This is a genomic window from Rhodoferax sp., assembly GCF_013297935.1.
GTDB lineage: Bacteria > Pseudomonadota > Gammaproteobacteria > Burkholderiales > Burkholderiaceae_C > Allorhodoferax.
In genome coordinates this window covers 282,662-303,904 of sequence record NZ_JAAFIX010000001.1, presented here as the reverse complement: position 1 = coordinate 303,904, position 21,243 = coordinate 282,662, and the positions used below count along the sequence as shown (strand labels likewise).

The window sequence follows — 21,243 nt, the reverse complement described above, 5'->3', positions numbered from 1 at the left end:
TATTGTTTCTATAGCTGGGTACCCAATATATCAAGGGGCTAGCGGCCTATTTCTTAAAAATTTTCCATCGCGAGCAAGGTGCGCTGGCTCTCAAAGCTGCGGTGGGCGCCGCTCAGCGGGTCGGTGAAGGCGAGGCTGCGGGCCAGCAGTTGCAGCGGGCGGCGGTAGTCGTTGGCGCCTTCGGGGGTGAGCACCGGGTAAATGCCGTCATGCAGCAGCGGCAGGCCCAGTGCGTGCATGTGCACGCGCAGCTGGTGACGCTGGCCGGTGAGCGGGCGCAGCTGGTAGCGAGCCCAGGCACCGTGCACCTCCAGCGGGGCGATGTCGGTGATGGCGTTTACCGCACCGGGCACCTCGGCTTGTTGCATGAAATGCTCAGCGTCGCCGATGCGGCTTTCGCGGTGCAGCGGCCACGGCAGATCGGGGTTCCACGGGGCGATGCACTCATAAGTTTTTTGCACCAGCCGGTCGCGGAACAGGGCCTGGTAGGCATTGCGGCTGGCGGCCTGCACTGAGAACATGACCAAGCCAGCTGTGTCTTTGTCAATGCGGTGGATGGGCGACAGCTCCGGCAATGCCAACCGGTGTTGCAGGCGTGCCAGCAGGGTTTCGCGCACATGTTTGCCGCTGGGCACCACGGGCAGAAAGTGCGGCTTGTCGACGACCAGCAAGTGGGCGTCGTGCCAGAGCACGGTTTCGGTGAATGGAATGGGCGTCTCGTCCGGCACATCGCGAAAGTAATACAAGCGCCGGCCCGGTGTGGCCGCATCAGTGGCGCGTGCGGTCAGGCCCTGCGCGTCAGTGATGTCGCCGGCCTCCAGTCGGGCCTGCCAGGTGGCCGCAGGCACGGCCGTAAAGCGCTGGCATAAAAACTCCAGCAGGGTGGCGCCGCTGTGGGCCTGCACCACCACGCAGCTGGGACGTACCCCTTGCCGGGCGGGCGACACCTGGTGGGCGGGCGCTTGCACGCGGCTTTACCGGCGCTTAAATGCGCTCGAACACCACGTCCCACACGCCGTGGCCCAGCTTGATGCCCCGGTTTTCAAACTTGGTCAGCGGGCGGTAGTGGGGTTTGGGGGCGTAGCCGGCCAGTTGGGGGTGGGAGGCCAAGGCGCGGTTTTTGAGCTTGGGCTCGGCGCTGAGCACTTCCAGAATCTGCTGGGCATAGGGCTCCCAGTCGGTGGCGGCGTGCAGGTAGCCGCCGGGTTTCAAGCGGGCGGCCAGCTTGGCCACCAGCGGGCTCTGGATCAAGCGGCGCTTGTTGTGCTTGGTTTTATGCCAAGGGTCGGGGAAGAAGATGTGCACACCATCCAGACAGTCCAGGGGCAGCATGTGGTCGATGACCTCCACCGCGTCGTGGTTGCAAATGCGGATGTTGGAAATGTTGTGCTCACCGATGCGCTTGAGCAGCGCGCCCACACCCGGCTCATGCACCTCGCAGCACAGGAAGTTGGTGCCCGGCAGCGTGAGAGCAATTTGCGCAGTGGCTTCACCCATGCCGAAACCGATTTCAAGTACCACTGGACGCTGGGCCGGAGTTGGCGCATCATTTGTGCCGGTAGCCCCCACAGCGCCTGCGAAGACAGCTTCGAAATTGATAGCAGAGGGTGTGTAGGGCAAGAGAAATTGCGGCCCCAACTCGGCCATGGCGCGCTCCTGCCCACCGCCCATGCGGCCTGCGCGTTTGACAAAGCTTTTGATGGTGCGCATAAAGGGCTTGGCGGCCTCTTCAGGCGTGGCAGGGGTTTCGGGGTTTTCGGGCAGGGAAGGGTTTGGGTTCGTCATGGCAACGGCTACACGTGGGCGGGGCCTGCATTGTAGGCAGTCCGGCCTACTGACCTGGCCACCCACGTCCCTCTTCACGAGGGGCTAACGATAGTTTTGGCTTGTTGCAAGACACCTTGCAAGTGATTCGGGTAGGGCTGAACCACACGGCGTCATCCGTGCGCGAGGTGGCGGTCAACGTGTCCAACGCCAGTGCTCTGGAGCAGACCGCGGCTTCCATGGAAGAGCTCACCGCCGTGGTGAACACCGTGGAGGGCATCAACGAGTCCTCACACAGATTGCGGGCATCGTCAGCATGAGGTGTCTCAGCGGCCCGGCCTTGTCCCCAGGCACCAGAGGTCGCGCCATGCGTCGGTCCAAAGCGCGAGGGATGACGAAACATCACCTGCCGTTCGGTGCAAACCCAATGCTGTAGCGGCGCGCTGAAGTGCCGCCAGCGGGTCTGTCAGGTCCAGCGCAGTGGCCCCGTTTTGTTTGCTGAGTTTCTCGCCGTTGGCGCCCAACTCTAAGGGCGTGTGCAGGTACTGCACCGTGGGCAGGCCCAAGGCGCTTTGCAGGGCGATCTGGCGGGCTGTGTTGTCGGCCAAGTCTTCGCCCCGCACGATGTGGGTGATGCCTTGGTCCGCATCGTCCACCACCACGGCCAGTTGGTAGGCCCACAGCCCGTCAGCGCGCAGCAGCACAAAGTCGCCCACCTCGTGGGCGAGCTGCTGCTGTTGCCAGCCAAGCCTGCGGTCGTGCCAAGTCCACCACCCATTTTGCTCTGTGTTTGCTATTAAATCAGGAGCTGTATACGCATATTCTGTATGGGTTGGAGCGGTTTTTGGCACTAATTTCTCGGCATCGGTGCGCAAGCGCCAGGCGCGTCCCTCACGGCCCTGCAGGCCCGAGCGGCAGGTGCCGGGGTAGACGAGTTCCCCGTGCCGTGGCTTGCCACTGCCTAGCTGTTGCAGTACCTCGGCAATGTCTTTTCGGGAGCAGGCACACGGGTAGGCGAGCCCGCTGCCGGTCAAGTGGTCCAGTGCGGCGCGGTAAAGGCCGCTGCGCTGGCTTTGCCAGACCGGGGGCTCGTCGGGCAGCAATCCCACGCTGGCGAGTTGGTGCAGGATGAATTCGCCGCCGCCCACCACGCATCGCGGGGTGTCGACATCTTCAATCCGCACCAGCCATTGCCCGTCGTGGGCGCGTGCATCCAGCCAGCTGGCAAGGGCAGCAAGCAAAGAGCCCGCATGCAACGGGCCCGTGGGAGAGGGGGCAAAACGACCTCTGTACATGGGGAAGATATTCTGGCGTGAGCGCCGCCGGGCCGCCCCAAGGCGCGAAGGCCCCGGGGCCTGATGCACCCTTCCGTGCGGGGGGCAGCGACCCGCGGAGCGGCGGAGCGTGGGGGCTAAATTGCCAGTGCGAGTTCGAGTCCCGAAATAAATGCGTCTTCCACCCGGTGGCCGATGCACCAGTCGCCACACACGCCGAGGCCGGACTTGCGGTCCCAGAGAAATGCCTCGCCCAAAGGGGTTTCGGTTTTGGCATAGAGCCAGCGGTGCACCTGCACATGGGCGGGCTCGGCGCGGATGCCGGTGATTTCGGCAAACGCCTTGATGAGCTTGGCCTGAATGCGGTCAGAAGAGTCATTCAAGTGCTCCTGCGACCAGGCGGCGCTGGCCTGCACAGTCCAGCGCTCAACCTTGCCGCGGCCGGGTTTGCTCGATTCGCGCGACAGCCATGCCACGCGGTGGTGGGTGCTGCGGGCAGCGTTCCATTGGGGGCCCAAGGTGGTGAGGCCGGGCTGTACCGCCTGGGGGTAGGCCAGCATCAGGGTCCAGCAGGGGGCGACAGAGACTTTGGATGTTTTCTTGGCCAGCGCGGCGCCCTTGGGCGTAGTGGCCAGCAACTCTTGGGCTTGGGGGTGGGGAATGGCCAGAATGACTTCGTCAAAACCGCCATAGACGTGGTGAGTGCCAGCCTCACCCGAGGTGCGCAACTGCCATTTCTTTTTGTGCAGGGAATCTTGTTCCAGGGCGGTGACCCTTGTGTTGGCCAGCAGCTGGCCGGCGTCCATCAGCGGTTTGGCCCAGGCGCGCAACAGCGCGTTCATGCCGGGTGCGGGCACCCAGTGGGCGTCGCGGCCGGGCAAGGCAGCGGCGGCTACGCGGCCGTGGGAGTCGAGCACGCGCACAGTGTTGGCGCTCCAGGGGCGGCACAGGCCGGGTGTGGTTTGCAGGGCTTGGGTAAAGCGCGCATCGCGCACGGTGAAGTACTGGGCCCCATGGTCAAAAGTGCCGAAGGCGCTTTCACGGGTGGACATGCGCCCGCCGGGCCCCCGGCTTTTTTCAAACACGGTGACCGTGTGACCGGCCTGCACCAGGGTACGCGCGCAGGCGATGGCGGCCATGCCGGCGCCCACGATTGCAATATGTCGGGATGTTGTCATGGGCGCAGTCTCCGTTGGTTGTAATGATCTCTTTATACACGCTGCCGCACGCTGTAAACGGTTTACGCGGTGCGGTGTTCCTCGATAAGGGCGCTGCGGGTGGCTTCGCTCTCCAGTTGGCTGAGCCACCATTGCAGAGCGCGGCCCTGGTTCACCGTTTTGGACAGGCGCCATGCGTAATGCAAGGGCACGGTGCGCTGGGGGCGCTCTGTTTTTTTGACGACGAGGCGCCCGGTGGTGATGTAACTGTCGGCCATGCAGCGGGGCAAGTTGCCGCCACCCAGGCCGCGCAGCTGCGCATCGAGTTTGGCGTGCATGGTGGGCACGGTAAACACATCCTGGCCACTGAGGAGCCCGTAGGTCTGGCCCGCCCCGCGTTGGATGGAGTCGGCCACCGCCACGGCGCGGTGCTTTTGGATCACGTCGTCGCTCAGGGGCTCGGGTGCGTTCGCCAGGGGGTGGTGGGGCGCCACGGCATACACAAACGTCATATTGCCCAGGGGCTTGCTGTGCACGCCTGCGGTGCGGGCGGAGTCCGGGCCTACGCCCAGCGCGAGGTCGGCCTGGCCGTTGAGCAGCGCCTCCAGGGTGCCCGACAGGGTTTCTTCCCGCAGCCGGATGCGGGTGGGGGGCGACTGGCTGAAGAAGCTCTCACACAGCTCCATCATCACGGGTTTGGAGATCACCGTGTCGATGGCGATGGTGAGCTGCGGCTCCCAGCCGGTGGCCACCCGCTTGACGCGATTGGCAACCGCATCAATTTCCTCCAGCAAGCGCGCGCCTTCGCGCAGCAACTCGGCCCCTGCCACGGTGAGCTTGGCCTGGCGCGAGCTACGGTCGTAGAGCAACACGTCCAGCGCATCCTCAATCTGGCGCACCCGGTAAGTCAGGGCACTGGGCACCATGCCCATCTCGCGGGCCGCGGCTGCGAAGCTGCCCGATTCTGCAATGGTCTGCAACATGGAGAGCGCATCGGGGGTGAGGAAGTCGCGTGCAGTTTGCATGGTCGATACCCTTAAGTTGAGTTTTTTTGAATGATGCCATCAAACCGCATGGATGGAAATCGAGTGTCCGGAGCCTAAAGTTCTACCCATACGAAACCAGAGGCACTTCACATGTTGACCGTACGCAAATCGCAGGACAGAGGCTACGCCGACCACGGCTGGCTCAAGTCTTTCCACAGCTTTTCATTCGCCGGGTACTACGACCCTGCGCACATGGGCTGGGGGAACTTGCGCGTGATCAATGAAGACCGCATCGCGCCCGGCACCGGCTTCGGCACGCACGGCCACCGCGACATGGAGATCATCAGCTACGTCATGTCGGGCAACCTGGCGCACAAAGACAGCATGGGCAATGTCAAAGGCATTCCCCCCGGCGATGTGCAGCGCATGAGCGCGGGCACCGGCGTGATGCACAGCGAGTTCAACCACGCGCCCAACGACACCACCCATTTCTTCCAGATCTGGATCGAACCCAATGTGACCGGCATTCCGCCCAGCTACGAGCAAAAAACGTTTGCGGCCGCGGATAAACAAGGCGTGTTGAAACTGGTGGCCTCGCCGGACGGTGCCGAAGGCAGCGTGCTCCTTCACGCGGACGCCAGGCTCTACAGCGGCTTACTGGATGGCGCTGATGCCGCCAAGCTGACGCTGGACCCCGCCCGCAAGGGCTATTTGCAGGTGTTGCGGGGCACCGTGTCGGTGAACGGCACCCCACTGCAGACCGGCGACGCTGCCTTGCTCAGCGGGGAAAGTGCCCTGGTGCTGGATGCGGCGCACGACGCAGAAGTGCTGGTCTTTGATCTGGAAGCTTAATTTTTTTCGGGTGTCCGCAGGGTGCGGGCATCTTTGTTTGAGTCTTTTTACCTAGGAGTTATCTAAATGGCAAAAGTAGCAGTGGTATTTCATTCCGGTTACGGTCACACCCAGCGCGTGGCGCAATTCGTGGCGGAGGGCGCCAGCGCCGAGCTGATCACCATCGACGCCAATGGCGACATCACTGAAGCCCAGTGGGCCACTCTGGATGCAGCAGACGCCGTGATCTTCGGCTCCCCCACCTACATGGGCATGGCTTCCTGGCAGTTCAAGAAGTTTGCAGACGCGTCCAGCAAGCGTTGGTTCACCTCCGCCTGGAAAGACAAAGTGGCCGGCGGCTTCACCATTTCTGCCAGCCCCAGCGGTGACAAGCTGTCCACCATCCAGTACTTCATCACCCTGTCTCAGCAGCACGGCATGATCTGGGTGGGCCAGCCCGCCATGAACGACGGCACCATCAACCGCATCGGTTCCAACTCCGGCGTGATGGCCCAAGTCGGCCCCACCAGCCCGGCTGAAGACATCCCCCAAGGCGACCTGGACACCGCCAAAGCCTACGGCGCACGCGTGGCAGGTGTTGCCGCCAAGCTCAAGGCCTAAGACTGCCCACAGGCCTTCCGGGCCTGACAGCGACAAGCCCGCTCCGGCGGGCTTTTTTTGTGCCCGTTCCAAGTATGCGTAAGCTGTAGCCTTTTCAGCCCATCGGAGTTTCGTTTTGACCACTCGCTTTGCTACTAAATTCATAGCTTCTTGCGCAATATTGGCGGGGGCTGCAATGCCTTTTCATGCCTATTCGCAAACCGATGCCTCGGCCTTGAGTGCCATCAGCGCGATGCCGGTGGCCTCGGTCGTGGGTGCCAGCGCGGGTGCCGCGATCGCCATTCCGGTGGCTTTTTCTACCGCCGGTGCTGTGCTAGTGGTGAAAACGGTGGAGGCCTCTGCCAAGGGCACGGTCTATGTGTTGGAGCGCATGTCGGATGGCGCGCGTGCCAGCGTCGAAGTTTCGGGCAAGGTGGCCGCGGGCGCGTCTGCGGCAGTGGGTACGGTTGTGTTTGTCAGCGTGATCACCACGGGTGTGGTGCTGTCGGTGGCGGGCAAGGTGATTGCGTTCATACCGAACGAGATCGGCAAAGCCCTGCTGCACAACGAGCGCGTCAGCCGGTGAGTGTCCCGATTTCCGGCGTGCGTTGGCTGTTCGTGCTCGGCGTGGCGGCCGCGGGCCTGGCGCATGCGGGGCGCCCCTGTGGCGAGCCGCAGGACTTGAAGCCCGAAACCGTCGACAAGTCCCTGACGCTGGCGTGGAAGACGCTGCAAGCGCTCGATGCGAGCGGTGCCAAGGTGGTGCTCATGGCGCGCGCCGGGCAGGACCTGAGCAAATACGGGGTGCGCTATTCGCACCTTGGCTTTGTGTACCGGCAAGACCAGTCCGATGGCAGCCATGTGTGGCGGGTACTGCACAAGCTCAACCTGTGCGGCACGGCAGAGTCCGCCATTTACCGGCAAGGCCTTGGCGAGTTTTTTCTGGACGATCTTTGGCAGTACGAAGCGGCGTGGATGCCGCTCAGCCTGCCGGCCCAGACCGCCATGCTCAAGTTGTTGCAGGACCCGCAGCAATCGCTGGCGATGCACCATCCGCGCTACAGCATGGTGAGTTACCCGTGGTCCGGCAAGTACCAGCAGAGCAACCAGTGGGCGATTGAAACACTGGCCTATGCCGTCACCGCCGGCAGTGCCGCGCCGGTGACCGATCGCGCTCAGGCGCAAGCGTGGCTGCAGCGCTCCGCCTACCAGCCTACAACCCTGACGATCACGCCCTTGGTTCGCTTGGGGGCGCGCATGACCAAGGCCAATGTGGCGTTTGACGACCATCCGGATGAAAAGCGCTATGCAGACCGGATTGAAACCGTCACGGTGGACTCGGTCTTTGCGTGGCTTCAGAAGGCGGGCTGGGCCAGCGGCATGCCGGTGGTCATGCGCTAGCGGCTCAGGCCTCGGTGCTGTGCTGCAGGCCGGTGGCTTGCAAGTCGGCGCTCAGGGCGCGCCGCTCATCAAACACAAAGCAGCCGCCCTGGTAGTGGCTGCCGTCGGTTTCTTCAAAATACTTCAGGATGCCGCCTTCGAGCTGGTAGACGTGCTCCAGGCCTTCTTCCCGCATCAGAATGGCCGCTTTTTCGCAGCGAATGCCGCCGGTGCAAAAGCTCACCACGGTTTTGTCTTTCAAGTCGTCCAGGTGGCTGCGCAGCGCATCTGGAAACTCGGTGAATTTGGTGATGCGCCAGTCAATGGCGCCGTCAAACGTGCCTTCGTCCACTTCAAAGTCGTTGCGGGTGTCCAGCGTGACCACAGGGCGGCCTGCATCGTCGTGCCCTTGATCGAGCCAGCGCTTGACTGTGGCGGGGGCCACGGAGGGGGCGCGTCCGTCGGCTGGTTTGATGGTGGGGTGGTTCATGCGGATGATTTCACCCTTGACCTTGACCAGCATTTTTTTGAAAGGCTGGCTGTCCGACCAGCTTTCTTTGGGGTTGATGTCCGCAAAGCGCGCATCCTGCTGTAGCTGGGCCACGAAGCTGCGCACATCGTCCGCCGGCCCGGCCAGAAACATGTTGATGCCCTCTTCGGCCAGCAAAATGGTGCCTTTGAGTTGTAGGGCCTGGGCCCGGCCCAGTAAAAGCTCACGCAATGCCGGGGCGTCCGGTAGGGGGACGAACTTGTAAGTGGAGATGTTCAGTACGGTGTTCACCGCCTGATTTTAAGGCGGGGCCGGTGTGCCGGGGTGGGGCGGCGTGTGCAGCTGGGTGTGCATCCAGAGTCTGGCACTCGGCAAGTCGGCAAAGACCTGCGAGGGAATGATTCCGTCCAGCAGGCGCTCAAACCGGGACCGCAGCAAGGAGGCACCTTCCACATGGGAAGCAATCACAAAGGCTACGGCCTGCAGCCGGGAGCCGGCCGGCCGGTGGGCGTAGCTGGCGCGTGTTTTTTCATAGATCTCAGGCGCGTACACCAAGGTGTCGTGCATCTGGTTCACGATGCCCCAGGGTCCTGCGGCGTTGAGACCGGCAGCGTAGGCCCGCATCTGGCGGGCTACCGCAGTCTGCATTTCCGTATTCCAGTCTCCGTGCATGTGCACGACCAACATGCCGGGTTCCGCATCGACCAGCACCGAGCCGTGGGGGCTGAAGGGTAAGCGTGACATAAGGTGGTTTTTTGGGAGGGCGGGTCTGCAAGCGGCAGCGAGGGATTGTCGCTGACAGAGCCCGTACCCGTCCAGCGAGCGGCAATCAAAAACTACAATGGACCGATGTTTGTACACCTGCGCCTTCACACCGAGTTTTCTGTCGTTGACGGAACCAATCGTATTGACGATGTCATTAAATTGGCTGCCAAAGACGGGCAACCCGCGCTGGCGATCACCGACCTGAACAATCTGTTTGGCGCCATCAAGTTTTACAAGGGCGGCCGGGGCAAGGGGGTGAAGCCGGTGATCGGGGCCGAAATCATTCTCGAAGGGCTGGGTGGCGACCCCACGGCGGTGACCCGCATCATTCTGCTGGTGCAGAACATGCAGGGTTACCTGAATATGTCGGAGCTGATTGCGCGGGCCTTTACCCAGAACGTGGTCAAAAACCAGGCAGTGGTCAAGCTGGCATGGCTGAAAGAGCTTCACGAAGGCCTGATTGCGCTCGCAGGCGCACAGGCAGGCCCCGTGGGCCAAGCCCTGGTGCAGGGCGACACCGCCCGCGCGCACGATGTGGCTTTGCAGCTCGCGGGTGTGTTTCCGCACCGCTTCTACATGGAGCTGCAGCGCGCCGGTCGCACCGACGACGAGGCGCATGTGGTGGCGGCCGTCAAGCTGGCTGCCCGCATGAAGCTGCCGGTGGTGGCCACCCACCCGATTCAGTTCACCGGCCCCGAGGACTTTGAGGCGCACGAGGCCCGCATCTGCATTGCCGATGGCGAGATTTTGAGCAACCCCAAGCGTGTGCGCCGCTTCACCCGCGAGCAGTATTTCAAAACCGCGGAACAAATGGAGGCGCTGTTTGCCGACATTCCGTCGGCCATTGCCAACACCCTTGAGATTGCCAAGCGCTGCAGCCTGACGCTGGTGCTGGGCAAGCCGCAGCTACCCGCTTTTCCGACACCGCTGGTAGACGGCCAGCGCATGACGCCCGAGGAATACTTTCGCTACGCTTCTTTCGAGGGGCTCAAAGAGCGCATGGTGCACCTCTACCCGAATGAGCAGGAGCGCGAGGCGGAAATGCCGCGCTATGTGGAGCGGCTGGAGTTTGAGCTGGGCACCATTTTGAAGATGGGTTTCCCGGGTTACTTTTTGATCGTGGGCGACTTCATCAACTGGGCCAAGAACAACGGTTGCCCGGTGGGCCCGGGGCGCGGCTCCGGTGCCGGCTCGCTGGTGGCGTATGCGCTCAAGATTACCGACTTGGACCCCCTGCGCTACAACCTGCTGTTTGAGCGCTTTTTGAACCCGGAGCGGGTGTCCATGCCCGACTTCGACATCGACTTTTGCCAGACCAACCGCAACCTGGTGATCGACTATGTGAAAGACAAATACGGCAAAGACGCCGTGAGCCAGATTGCCACCTTCGGCACCATGGCCGCCCGCGGCGTGGTGCGCGATGTGGGGCGCGTGCTGGACATGAGCTACACCTTTTGCGACGGCATCAGCAAGCTCATCCCCAACAAGCCGGGCACCAACGTGACCCTGCAATTGCCGCCCACCGATGGCAAGAAGAGCGACAAATACGTCTACGCCACCGAGGCCGAGCCGATTCTGGCGGAGCGCGAGGCCAAAGAAGAAGACGTCAAAACCCTGCTGGAGATGGCCCGCAAGCTCGAGGGCATGACCCGCAACATCGGCATGCATGCCGGGGGCGTGTTGATTGCGCCGGGCAAGCTCACCGACTTTTGCCCGCTCTACCAGCAGCCCGGCAGCGAGTCTGCGGTCAGCCAGTACGACAAAGACGATGTGGAAGCCATCGGCTTGGTGAAGTTCGACTTTTTGGGCCTGGCCACACTCACCATTCTGGAAATTGCGGCCGAGTTCATCCGCAAGCGGCACCCGGGGCAAGAGAAGTTTGCCTACGAGAACCTGCCGCTGGACGATGCCAAGGTTTACAAGCTGTTCAGCGAAGGCAAAACCGAGGCGGTGTTCCAGTTTGAAAGCCGGGGCATGCAGGGCATGTTGCGCGACGCCAAGCCCAGCCGACTGGAAGACCTGATTGCCCTGAACGCCTTGTACCGCCCCGGCCCTATGGACCTGATTCCGAGTTTCGTGGCCCGCAAGCACGGGCGCGAGGTGGTGGAGTACCCGCACCCGGCAGTGGCTGAAATGCTGTCCGAGACCTACGGCATCATGGTGTACCAGGAGCAGGTGATGCAGACCGCCCAGATTCTGGGCGGCTACTCACTGGGCGGCGCCGACTTGCTGCGCCGCGCCATGGGTAAGAAGAAAAAAGAAGAAATGGACGAGCACCGCGGCATCTTCCGGGCCGGTGCGTTCAAGACCCACGGCATCCCCGAAGAGAAGGCCGATGAAGTCTTTGACTTGATGGAAAAGTTTGCGGGCTACGGCTTTAACAAGTCGCACGCGGCCGCCTACTCTTTGCTGGCGTACCACACCGGTTGGATCAAGGTGCACTACACCGCGGAGTTCTTCTGCGCCAACATGACGGTGGAAATGGACGACACCGACAAGCTCAAGGTGCTGTTTGAAGACGCCGAGAAAATGGGCCTGAGCTTTGAGCCGCCCAACATCAATCGCGGTTTCTACCGCTTTGAGCCGATATCGAACAAAGAGATCCGCTATGGCTTGGGCGCCATCAAGGGCACCGGCGAGCAAGCGATTCTGGCCATTGTGGCGGCCCGCGAGGGCAGGGGCCCGACCGAGGAGGCCGGGCCGTTCAAGAGTCTGTTTGACTTTGCCCGCCGGGTAGACCGTAGCCGACTGAACAAGCGCTGTGTGGAAGCACTCATCAAAGCCGGCGCCTTTGACACCTTGCACCTGAACCGGGCAGAGTTGGTCGCCTCCATGGACCGCGCGTTTGAGTTTGCCGCAGCCTCGGCTGCCAACGCCAACCAGCATGGCCTGTTCGATATGGGCGGGGACGATGACCATGGCTCCAGCACCCAGGAGCCTGATTTGGTGGAGGTCACCCCGTGGGGGGTGAAAGAGCGCCTCACCCAGGAGAAAACAGCGGTCGGCTTCTACCTGTCGGGCCACTTGTTTGACGAGGTGGCCACCGAAGTGCGCAAGTTCGCACGGCGGCCGATTGAGGAAATCAAAGACTCCCGCGAACCCCAGTTACTGGCCGGTATCGTGACCGAGCTGCGGGTGATCAACGGCCAGCGCGGCAAGTTGGCCCTGTTCAAGCTGGACGACAAGTCCGCCATGATCGAGGCGCGTGCCAGTGAGGCCATCCTCAACACCTACAAAGAATTTCTCAAAGACGACGAGCTCATCATCGTGGAGGGCAAAGCCATGCCGGACCGCTTCTCGGGCGGCATGCAGCTGACCGTGCAGCAGGTGTGGAGCCTGGAGCAGGCCCGCTGCAAGTTCGGCAAGTACTTGCGGGTGCCGGTGAAGCTCGACGCCCAAGGGCGTGCGCCGGATGTGGCCGCGCTGGTGCGGGAGTTTCCGGCTGTGCGGGAAGAGACGGAACATGGCGAGCTGGTGCGGGGCCTGTCTGTGCGCCTGCAGCTAGTGTGCTCTGCCACCGAAGGTGGCACCACGGAGCTGGCCGGGGCCGATTTGCACTTAGGGGACGCTGCCAAGTTTTACCCGACCGATGCTGCCTTGGCGAGCTGGCGTGCCCAGGCTTCGGGCGGGCTGGCGGCGATTGCCTACGACTAAATTAGTACCAAAGAGAGCGCCAGCCCTCTAGATATATGCGCAAGCAGCTATCAAAAAAGTAGCAGTCTAGGGGCCGACCAGCGTCTGCGGCGAGATGACGATGATCATCGGCGACCAGACTTTGCCATCGTCCAGAGGCAATTTGCGGGTTTTGTCGATAGCGTTTTCTGCCGCATCGTCCCACGCTTTGTTTCCGCTGCGTTTGATCACGCGCTTGCTCAAGATCTCGCCGCTGGCGCTCAGGCTCACTTCGATTTCTGTTTTCGGGTTGCCAACAATCGTGTCGGTGAATGTGATGTTGGGCTTGACCGCCGCCTGAATACGCCCGCTGTAGTTGGCTCCGGGGCCCGAGCTCTTGGCCGCAGTGCCGTTAGAGCTGGGCGCGCCGCTGCCGCTGGCTCCGGCCAGCCCGGTCATGCGGGCGATTTGTTGCTGGCGGAACTCGTCGGCGCGCTTGGCTTCTTCGCGGGCTGCTTTTTCCGCTTTTTGTTTGGCAGCGTCTGCGACTTTGGATTTTTCGGCTTTTTCCTTGGCATCGCGGGCGGCCTTGTCCTTGGCCAGCTTCTCTTTCTCCTGCAGCTCTTTCTCACGCTGGGCGCGGGCTTTGTCCTGCTTGTATTTGGCCGCCTTCTCCAGTTCGCGCTTCTCTTGATCCCGCTTTTCCTGTGCCTTGCGGGCCAAGGCTTGCTGCGCCATCAGTTCTTTTTGTTTTTCTTCTTCTGCGCGACGCTCTTTTTCTTTGGCCAGCGCGATGTCGGCTTTGCTGGGCGCATCGGGTGCAAGCGGCTTGACGACCGGCGGCGGTGGAGTGGGTTGAAGCTTGGGGACTGGTTCGGGTTCCGGCTCCGATTCGGGCTCTTCAGGGGGCGGTGGTGGTGCGGCTTCTTGCGGAATGGCCGACCACAACTCGGCCTCGACGGTGGCCGGCGGGAGCTCGCGCTTCCAGGCGACACCGATAGCCAGCACCGCGACCAGCGCAGCGTGGGCCATCAGGGCCATCACCAGAGCACGCAACATGCCCGGGGTGTGGGGCGGTGCAAATTCCTGTCGTGTATCAGCAGCGGGCATGGGGCAGTGCGTACGCTCAGTTAGCCAGTTGCACGGACAAGCCCACGCGCTGAATACCTGCGCGTTGCAAGGTGTCCATGACCTTGACTACGCTCTCGTACTTCACATTTTTGTCGGCACTGATCACCACTGCGGAGTTTGCTGCGGCAGCGCCGTCGCGTGGCCCTTGCGCTTGCTGAATGGTGGAAGCCAAGTCTTTGAGTGTCACCGAGGTGGTTTTTTCTTTGACCTTGATTTCCAGGGCCTCTGTTTTGGTGAGCACGACCTGAATGATCTGATCCGGCTGGCGCGCTGCTTTACCCACGCTGGGCAGGTCGATCATGCTGGGGGTGATCAGCGGGGCAGTCACCATGAAGATGATCAAGAGCACCAACATCACATCGATGAAGGGCACCATGTTGATTTCGTTGATCGTGCGGCGTCCACGGCCACGTCCGGCGACTGCAGGCATGTCGACTCCTGGTTGGGCCTAGCGGCCGGCCGGCGCAGGCTGGGCGCTGACGTTGCGTTGCAGAATGTTGGAGAACTCTTCGATGAAGGTTTCCTGCTGGATCGCAATGCGGTCCAGGTCACGGGCAAAGCGGTTGTAGGCCACCACTGCGGGAATCGCCGCAAACAGGCCGATGGCAGTGGCTACCAAGGCTTCGGCAATGCCGGGGGCCACGGTAGACAAGGTCACTTGCTGCAACGATGCCAAGCCGGTGAAGGCATGCATGATGCCCCAGACGGTCCCGAACAAGCCCACGTAAGGCGACACGGAGCCGACGGATGCGAGAAAAGAGAGGTTGCTCTCTACCTCGTCCATTTCGCGCTGGAAGCTGGCGCGCATGGCGCGGCGAGCGCCGTCCATCAGGGTGCCGACATCGCTCACCCGGCGCTCACGCAGTTTCTGAAATTCGCGCATGCCGCTGGCAAAAATGCGCTCCATGGGGCCGCAGGTCTGGGCATTGCGGCTGGCGGCGTTGAACAGATCATTGAGGCTGGAGCCGGACCAGAAGTCGCGCTCGAAAGCCTCGTTCTGGGTCTTTACCCGCTTGAGGGAAAACAGTTTGCGGAAGATGGCAGCCCAGCTGGCAATGGACACCAGCATCAGCAGGGCCATGACGGCCTGCACCACGATGCTTGCGTTCAGTACGAGGTGCAGTATGGAAAGGTCTTGGTTCATGGTGTGTAGGCTTAAACAGGGTGAAGCATCGCACGCAAGCGCTGGATGGCTGTTTCTAATTGTTGCATCGAGCTGGCGGTCGAGAAGCGCACAAACCGCGCGGTGGTGGCCGCGCCGAAATCCCGCCCCGGGGTGATGGCGACATGGGCACGGTGCATAACTTCAAAGGCAAATTCCCAACTGCTTTCGAGCCCGAGACGCGCGCAAAGTTCCGAGCAATCGGCCCAGACATAAAAGGCACCGTCGGGCTCCACCGGAATGCTGAAACCTAAATCCCGCAAGGCGGGAATGAAGTAGTCACGGCGCGCTTTGAATTCAGCACGTCGGGCCTCGTACAGCGAAATGCTTTCGGGCTCAAAGCAGGCCAAGGCAGCATGCTGCGCGATGGTGCTGGGGCAGATGAACAGGTTCTGGGCCAAGCGCTCGATCACGGCGACCAAGGAGGGCGGCACCACCATCCAGCCCAGGCGCCAGCCCGTCATGTTGAAATATTTGCTGAAGCTGTTGATGCTGATGACCTGGTCATCGATTGCCAGCGCGGTATGGCCGAACTGGTCATCGTGGCTGAGTGCGAGGTAGATTTCGTCAATCAGCGTAATGCCACTCTTGGCCTGCACTACGGCATGGATGCGGCGCAGCTCGTCGGGGTGGATCGAGGTGCCGGTGGGGTTGGAGGGCGAGGCCAGCAGCACACCGCGGGTCCGGGGTCCCCAGGCGGCAGCCACTTTGGCAGCGCTGAGTTGGTAGCGCTCGTCGGCCGAGGTCTCCAGCAAGACCGCTTTACCCTCCGCCGCACTCACGAAGTGGCGGTTGCAAGGGTAGCTCGGGTCGGGCATCAAGACCTCGTCGCCCGGCTCAATGAGTGCCATGCAAGCCAGGTGCAGCGCGGCAGAAGCCCCCGCGGTGATAACGATGCGCTCGGCAGGAACCTGAACCCCGAAGCGGGTGGCGTACCACGCGCTGATGCGCTCGCGCAACGCGGGTAGGCCGGTGGCTGCCGTGTATTGGGTGGCACCGTTGCGGATCGCTTGCTCGGCAGCCGCTTGCACTAGAGGAGGGGCGGTGAAGTCGGGTTCCCCGATATTGAGGAACACCATGGGCGCGTCGCTGTGCGCCACCTGTGCGGCCAGGGCAGAAGCTGCCTTGGCAACCACCATCACATAAAACGGCTCAATGTTTTGTGCGCGTGAGGAAATGTGCATCGTGGCTTCGGGCGATCAGGCGGTAGGTTTCTTGTTGCGTTCGGCTTCGATTTCCACGGCGCGGAACTGCGGGGCAATGCCGTTGAGCACGCCGTTCACGTATTTGTGGCCATCGGTGCCGCCGAATTCTTTGGCCAGCTCGATGCACTCGTTCAGCACCACTCGCCATGGCACATCAAGGCAGTGTTTCAACTCGTAGGCACCGATCCACATGATGGCGTGCTCCACGGGGGAAATCTCGGTCATGGGCCGGTCGAGGGCGGGGGAAATCAGGGCATCGAGCTCTTCAGCCTGGGCCACACAGCCATGCAGCAGGGCATCGAAGTGCACAGCATCGGCCTTGCTGAAGCCGGCCAGGTCACGGGTGAACGGGTCGATGTCGTCGACCGCATTGCGGCCCACAATGCTCTGGTACAGGCCTTGCAGCGCAAACTCGCGGGCCCGCGTGCGGTTGGATTTGCTGCCCGCTTTACGGGCGCCGGTGGTGGTCAGGCCGGTGCGGCTCTGGCGGGGAGGGCGCTTGGCCGAAGAGGTGTTGGGGGTGTCGCTCATCAGATGCTCTCCAACAGGTTGGCCATTTCCACGGCGACTTGGGCTGCGTCGCGGCCCTTGTCGATTTGCCGGGCTACGGCTTGTTCCAGGTTCTCGGTCGTGAGAATCGCATTGGCGATCGGGACTTGATAGTCAAGTGATACGCGGGTAACCGCAGCACCGGATTCATTGGCGACCAACTCAAAGTGATAGGTTTCGCCGCGGATGATGCAGCCCAGTGCGATCAGGGCATCGTAAGTGCCTTTCTCGGCCATGGCTTGCAGGGCTAAGGGCACTTCCAATGCACCGGGGACGGTGACGTGGTCGATGTCTTTTTCCGACACGCCCAGGGCCAGCAATTCAGTTTTGCAGGCGGTGGCCAAGGCGTTGGTGACGTCGGCATTGAAGCGGGCTTGCACGATACCGATGTGGAGTTTTTTGCCGTTCAAACGGTCGGAGGCTGCGGTGCCTTTGTCTGCGCCAAACATGGGTAGTTCCTTGGTTTGAGTTATTTGCTGATGTAGCCGGTGATTTCCAGGCCGAAGCCGGTCATGCTGGGCATGCGTCGGGGGCTTCCCATGAGTTGCATCTTTTGGACTCCGCACTTGAGCAGGATTTGCGCGCCGATGCCGTAGGTGCGCAAGTCCATGCGGCCGCGCTCCGGAGCTTGCGATGCGCGTGCGGTGCCTTCAAATTGGCTCAGCAGTTGATCAGCACTTTCTCCACAGTTGAGCAACACCACCACGCCCTTGCCCTCGGCGGCAATGTAGGCCAGGGCTGCGTCAAGGCTCCAGGAGTGCATGCTGCGTCCGACTTCCAGGGCATCGAGCACGGACAGGGGTTCGTGTACGCGGGCGGGCACTACGGTGCCGGCATCCCACTCGCCCTTGACCAGTGCAAGGTGCACACCTTGACCGGTGCTGTCTTTGAAGGCGTGGGCCGTGAACTCGCCGTAGGCGGTTTTCATAGGGCGGCTACCCACGGTCTCAATGAGAGATTCAACGCGGCTGCGATGTTCGATCAGGTCGGCAATCGTCCCGATTTTGAGGCCGTGTTCGGCTGCAAACAATTGCAGGTCGGGCAGGCGGGCCATGGTGCCGTCGTCTTTCATGATCTCGCAGATCACGGCCGAAGGGCTGCAGCCTGCCATTGCCGAGAGGTCGCAACCCGCTTCGGTGTGGCCGGCGCGCATGAGCACACCACCATCGACGGCCTGCAAAGGGAAAATGTGGCCGGGTTGCACCAGATCGGTCGCCACTGCGTTTTTGGCCACTGCAGCCTGTACGGTTTTGGCGCGGTCTGCGGCGGAGATGCCGGTGGTCACACCCTCGGCGGCCTCGATCGAGACGGTAAATGCGGTGCTGTAGACCGTACCGTTGCGGGCGGCCATGGGCGGCAGCTTGAGGTATTCACAACGCTCGCGGGTCAGGGTCAGGCAAATCAAGCCGCGACCGAAGCGGGCCATGAAGTTGATGGCTTCGGGGGTGACATGGTCCGAGGCGAGAACCAGGTCGCCTTCGTTTTCACGGTCCTCTTCGTCCACCAGAATGACCATGCGGCCGGCGCGCATGTCGGCCACGATGTCTTCAACCGGGGAAATGGATACGGGGGTGAGGGCGGTCATGCAGAAGGGCTTTCCAAATGTCGTTCTATGGCGGGGGCCCTGAGGGGTGCGGCGTTCCTGCCGGATGCTCGGTGCCTCAGTAGTAACCCCCGATTATCGCCGCTTTCGAACCGTGCGTAATGCCTCGCTCCAGCGGGCTTGCCGCAATAGGGGCATCAGTCCAGCGAGGCGCTCCAGCGATCGTTCCAGCCCCCTTGCAGGGCGCGCCGGTCGCGCTTGGTGGGGCGGCCCCCGGCAATCGTGTGGGCGGGCTCCGGGCTGAGTCGCTGCTGCTCCGCGGCGGCCAGTCGTTGTTGCAGGCTAACTTCGGTTTCCGCGTACATCTGCTGCGCTAGCGTTGCGGGGCCGCGTTGTTCGCTGATGATCAGGATCTTGACAGTCTTTTTCACTTTGCCCTGCCAGATGGTCAGGGTGTCCCCGACTTTGACATCTTTGGCGGGTTTGACATCCCGGCCTTCCCACTGCACCCGGCCGAGCTGGACCTCATCAGTCGCCAGTGAGCGGGTCTTGAAAAAGCGGGCGGCCCAAAGCCACTTGTCGATCCGGGTGCTGTCCATGCGGAAATCTGTGCCTAAGCGTGGTGAAGTGGCAATCGTACACAAGCATCCAGTCCGATGCAGTGTTCGCCAGAATACCGGTTGTTGAGCTGGATGGTGCCTCCCAGAGCGAGCACCATTTCCCGCGTGATCGTCAGGCCCAGGCCGGAGCCGGAGTGCATGTGGCCGGCGGCAAACGGTTGGAAGAGCTGCATGCGCAATGCATCGCTGATGCCGGGGCCGCTGTCAGTGATGGTGAGTTGCGCCCAGTCCCCGTCTTTCGCTAGGCGTATCAGGAGCGCGCCTTGCGCCGGAGAAAGCCGCACTGCATTGTGGAGAAGGTTGCGCACGGTTTCGCGCAACATCCATTCGTGGGCCATCACAGTGCACGGCTCGGTGATGAGCTCGAAGTCCAGCTCTTTTTCCCCCACCAGCGCAGAGAGGTCCAGGGCGATGGCCCGCACCGGTTCCGCCCAGTTCATGGCCGCAAAGTCCTGCTGTTGGCGCACCTGCTCGACCTTGGCGAGTGAGAGCATCTGGTTGGCCAACTGGGTGGCGCGGTCGACTGTGGCTTCAATCTCCTCCAGCCCTTCGCGGGCCGGAATGTCGCCCCGCAGTGCCGATTGCACCTGGACCTTGAGCACCGCCAACGGGGTGCGGAGCTGGTGAGCGGCGTCCCGCACGAAGCGCTTCTGGTGGTCCAGCAAATGCTGCAGTTTTTGCATTACGTGGTTGGTGGCTACGGCGAGGGGCTGAATCTCCAAAGGTAGTTCACCGGCCGGCAGAGCGGTGAGGTCGTCTTCAGATCGTTGCTCGAGGTCTTCACTAAGCCGCCTGACCGGTCGGGTAGCGCGCCCCACCACCAGCAGCACGACGACCGTGATCACGGTGATGAGGATGAGTTGGCGCTGCAAGGTATCGATCAGAATTTGCCGCGCCAGGGTGTGGCGCAGCTCCAGCGTTTCGGCCACCTGCACCATGGCCATGGCGCGTTCACGGCCGCTGGCTACCGGTTGTAACAGTACGGCCACCCGGACAGCGTCTCCGCGGAATGTGTCGTCATAAAAATCCACCAGCGCGGCATAGGGGCCTTGCTGTGGAATCTGGCCTCTCCACAAGTTGATATCTTGCTCGCCATCGACCCAATTCCCTTGCGCGTCAGACACCCGGTAGCTCATGCGGCTGCGGTTGTCGGCTTCAAAGGCCTCTAGGGCTGCGTAGGGAATCTGGGCCCGGAGGCGTGCGTTGTCACCGTGCCCTTCAATATCCAGCAGCTCGCCGATGGCTTTGGCCGAGGCGAGCAAGGTGCGGTCATAGGCGGTATTGACGGCCGCAAGTGCTTGGCGATAAAGACTGTAGGTGTCGACCAGCACGAAAAGCAAAATTGGAATCAAGATGCCCAGCAACAGGCTCTTTCGCAGCGAGGGTGCAGCGTGGCCGGAAGCCATATCAATCCGCCTTGAGCAGGTAGCCCAGACCTCGCAGGGTCACGAGACTCACCCGCATGTTGACCAATTTTTTGCGCAGGCGGTACACCACCACCTCAATCGCTTCGAACTGCACCTCCAGTTGGCCGGGGAATACAACTTCAAACAAACGCTCTTTGCTGACCGCATGCCCGGGACGCGACATGAGCGCGTTCATCAAAGTCAGCTCGCGGGGTGACAGGTCCAGGATGGTGTGGCGGTGGTAGATAGCGCCGCTTTGGCGGTCTAAACGCAGCTCGCCCAATAGCAGATCGCTGCCTTGGGGGGCAGGGTTGTCGGCATTGCGGCGGTGCAGGGCACGGATGCGGGCCTCCAATTCGTCCAGGTCGAAGGGCTTGGGCAAGTAATCATCTGCACCGGCGTTGAGTCCCAGCACCTTGTCACCGACCGTACCGCGCGCGGTGAGGATGAGCACCGGGGTGCGCAAGCCGTTGCTGCGGGCTTGCTTGAGCACGTCCAGCCCGTCCATGCCCGGGAGGCTCAAGTCCAGCACCACCACATCGGGCTGCAGGCGGGTCCAGAGATCCAGCGCAAGCGCTCCGTCATGGCACACGTCAACCCGCATTTGCGCACGAACCAAGCTGCGCTGCAGGGTGATGTGCAGGGCGGGGTCATCTTCAATCAGCAGCAAATGCATGGTGGAGACAGGAAAGGGTTACGGGTTTCCCCTAGGAAATTGGACAGCCGATTGACAGCCACGGCCCGCATCATAGGCCGTACCAACAACCA

The 21,243-nt window shown here is 62.1% G+C and carries 23 protein-coding genes; 6 read left to right on the top strand and 17 right to left on the bottom strand.

Annotated elements, in window-relative coordinates; all coding sequences use genetic code 11:
• Window positions 1-53: 53 nt before the first annotated feature.
• On the bottom strand, window positions 54-968 hold the full coding sequence (locus tag QZW03_RS01495) for a pseudouridine synthase (RefSeq protein ID WP_296507669.1): 915 nt from the start codon (window positions 966-968) through the stop codon (window positions 54-56).
• 16 nt (window positions 969-984) lie between these two features.
• A complete protein-coding gene (trmB, locus tag QZW03_RS01490) occupies window positions 985-1,710 on the bottom strand; it encodes a tRNA (guanosine(46)-N7)-methyltransferase TrmB (RefSeq protein ID WP_296508298.1) in 726 nt (241 codons plus the stop codon).
• A 176-nt stretch (window positions 1,711-1,886) separates the two neighbouring features.
• Here trmB and QZW03_RS01485 point away from each other — a divergent pair, with 176 nt between their 5' ends.
• Window positions 1,887-2,084: a hypothetical protein gene (locus QZW03_RS01485; protein WP_296507667.1), complete on the top strand. Its 198-nt coding sequence runs from the start codon at window positions 1,887-1,889 to the stop codon at window positions 2,082-2,084.
• 6 nt (window positions 2,085-2,090) lie between these two features.
• Here QZW03_RS01485 and gluQRS read toward each other — a convergent pair whose 3' ends face one another.
• From gluQRS to QZW03_RS01470, 3 genes are all read right to left on the bottom strand, one after another.
• Window positions 2,091-3,059, bottom strand: a complete 969-nt coding sequence (gene gluQRS / locus QZW03_RS01480; protein WP_296507665.1) for a tRNA glutamyl-Q(34) synthetase GluQRS — start codon at window positions 3,057-3,059, stop codon at window positions 2,091-2,093.
• 116 nt (window positions 3,060-3,175) lie between these two features.
• On the bottom strand, window positions 3,176-4,216 hold the full coding sequence (locus QZW03_RS01475; RefSeq protein ID WP_296507663.1) for an FAD-dependent oxidoreductase: 1,041 nt from the start codon (window positions 4,214-4,216) through the stop codon (window positions 3,176-3,178).
• A gap of 62 nt (window positions 4,217-4,278) precedes the next feature.
• Window positions 4,279-5,220: a LysR family transcriptional regulator gene (locus QZW03_RS01470; protein ID WP_296507661.1), complete on the bottom strand. Its 942-nt coding sequence runs from the start codon at window positions 5,218-5,220 to the stop codon at window positions 4,279-4,281.
• A 111-nt stretch (window positions 5,221-5,331) separates the two neighbouring features.
• Here QZW03_RS01470 and QZW03_RS01465 point away from each other — a divergent pair, with 111 nt between their 5' ends.
• From QZW03_RS01465 to QZW03_RS01450, 4 genes are all read left to right on the top strand, one after another.
• A complete protein-coding gene (locus tag QZW03_RS01465; protein ID WP_296507659.1) occupies window positions 5,332-6,033 on the top strand; it encodes a pirin family protein in 702 nt (233 codons plus the stop codon).
• Window positions 6,034-6,099: 66 nt separating this feature from the next.
• Window positions 6,100-6,633: a flavodoxin family protein gene (locus QZW03_RS01460; protein ID WP_296507657.1), complete on the top strand. Its 534-nt coding sequence runs from the start codon at window positions 6,100-6,102 to the stop codon at window positions 6,631-6,633.
• A 175-nt stretch (window positions 6,634-6,808) separates the two neighbouring features.
• Entirely contained in the window at window positions 6,809-7,198 is a 390-nt protein-coding gene (locus QZW03_RS01455) for a hypothetical protein (RefSeq protein ID WP_296507655.1), read from the top strand.
• 56 nt (window positions 7,199-7,254) lie between these two features.
• The gene (locus QZW03_RS01450; RefSeq protein WP_296508297.1) at window positions 7,255-8,013 is read left to right on the top strand and encodes a DUF2145 domain-containing protein; all 759 of its coding nucleotides are present in this window, start codon (window positions 7,255-7,257) and stop codon (window positions 8,011-8,013) included.
• Window positions 8,014-8,017: 4 nt separating this feature from the next.
• Here the strand turns inward: QZW03_RS01450 and QZW03_RS01445 are convergent, their stop codons facing one another.
• Both QZW03_RS01445 and QZW03_RS01440 read right to left on the bottom strand, forming a co-directional pair.
• Window positions 8,018-8,773, bottom strand: coding sequence for a sulfurtransferase (locus tag QZW03_RS01445; protein WP_296507654.1), 756 nt, complete (start codon window positions 8,771-8,773; stop codon window positions 8,018-8,020).
• Between the two features lie 9 nt (window positions 8,774-8,782).
• A complete protein-coding gene (locus QZW03_RS01440) occupies window positions 8,783-9,226 on the bottom strand; it encodes a hypothetical protein (protein WP_296507653.1) in 444 nt (147 codons plus the stop codon).
• A 105-nt stretch (window positions 9,227-9,331) separates the two neighbouring features.
• Between QZW03_RS01440 and dnaE the strand changes: the two genes are divergently transcribed.
• Window positions 9,332-12,901 carry a DNA polymerase III subunit alpha gene (gene dnaE / locus QZW03_RS01435; RefSeq protein ID WP_296507651.1) on the top strand — a complete coding sequence of 1,190 codons (3,570 nt, stop codon included), beginning with the start codon at window positions 9,332-9,334 and terminating at the stop codon, window positions 12,899-12,901.
• A 66-nt stretch (window positions 12,902-12,967) separates the two neighbouring features.
• On the opposite strand, the gene tolA is transcribed toward dnaE, so the two are convergent.
• The 10 genes from tolA to QZW03_RS01385 all read right to left on the bottom strand — a co-directional run bounded on the left by tolA (window position 12,968) and on the right by QZW03_RS01385 (window position 21,151).
• On the bottom strand, window positions 12,968-13,969 hold the full coding sequence (tolA, locus tag QZW03_RS01430; RefSeq protein WP_296507650.1) for a cell envelope integrity protein TolA: 1,002 nt from the start codon (window positions 13,967-13,969) through the stop codon (window positions 12,968-12,970).
• Between the two features lie 16 nt (window positions 13,970-13,985).
• Entirely contained in the window at window positions 13,986-14,420 is a 435-nt protein-coding gene (locus tag QZW03_RS01425) for an ExbD/TolR family protein (RefSeq protein WP_296507648.1), read from the bottom strand.
• Window positions 14,421-14,438: 18 nt separating this feature from the next.
• Complete coding sequence (gene tolQ / locus QZW03_RS01420) at window positions 14,439-15,134, bottom strand: protein TolQ (RefSeq protein WP_296507647.1); 696 nt, start codon at window positions 15,132-15,134, stop codon at window positions 14,439-14,441.
• Window positions 15,135-15,145: 11 nt separating this feature from the next.
• On the bottom strand, window positions 15,146-16,336 hold the full coding sequence (locus QZW03_RS01415; protein WP_296507645.1) for a pyridoxal phosphate-dependent aminotransferase: 1,191 nt from the start codon (window positions 16,334-16,336) through the stop codon (window positions 15,146-15,148).
• Between the two features lie 15 nt (window positions 16,337-16,351).
• Entirely contained in the window at window positions 16,352-16,888 is a 537-nt protein-coding gene (nusB, locus tag QZW03_RS01410) for a transcription antitermination factor NusB (RefSeq protein WP_296507643.1), read from the bottom strand.
• Window positions 16,888-17,355 carry a 6,7-dimethyl-8-ribityllumazine synthase gene (gene ribH, locus QZW03_RS01405; RefSeq protein WP_296507641.1) on the bottom strand — a complete coding sequence of 156 codons (468 nt, stop codon included), beginning with the start codon at window positions 17,353-17,355 and terminating at the stop codon, window positions 16,888-16,890. The genes nusB and ribH overlap by 1 nt, the downstream gene beginning before the upstream one ends.
• Window positions 17,356-17,375: 20 nt before the next feature.
• A complete protein-coding gene (ribBA, locus tag QZW03_RS01400; RefSeq protein WP_296507639.1) occupies window positions 17,376-18,491 on the bottom strand; it encodes a bifunctional 3,4-dihydroxy-2-butanone-4-phosphate synthase/GTP cyclohydrolase II in 1,116 nt (371 codons plus the stop codon).
• A gap of 155 nt (window positions 18,492-18,646) precedes the next feature.
• The gene (locus tag QZW03_RS01395; protein WP_296507637.1) at window positions 18,647-19,048 is read right to left on the bottom strand and encodes an RNA-binding S4 domain-containing protein; all 402 of its coding nucleotides are present in this window, start codon (window positions 19,046-19,048) and stop codon (window positions 18,647-18,649) included.
• Between the two features lie 14 nt (window positions 19,049-19,062).
• Window positions 19,063-20,475, bottom strand: a complete 1,413-nt coding sequence (locus tag QZW03_RS01390) for a sensor histidine kinase (RefSeq protein WP_296507636.1) — start codon at window positions 20,473-20,475, stop codon at window positions 19,063-19,065.
• Window position 20,476: 1 nt separating this feature from the next.
• Window positions 20,477-21,151 carry a response regulator transcription factor gene (locus tag QZW03_RS01385; protein ID WP_296507634.1) on the bottom strand — a complete coding sequence of 225 codons (675 nt, stop codon included), beginning with the start codon at window positions 21,149-21,151 and terminating at the stop codon, window positions 20,477-20,479.
• Window positions 21,152-21,243 lie beyond the last annotated feature (92 nt).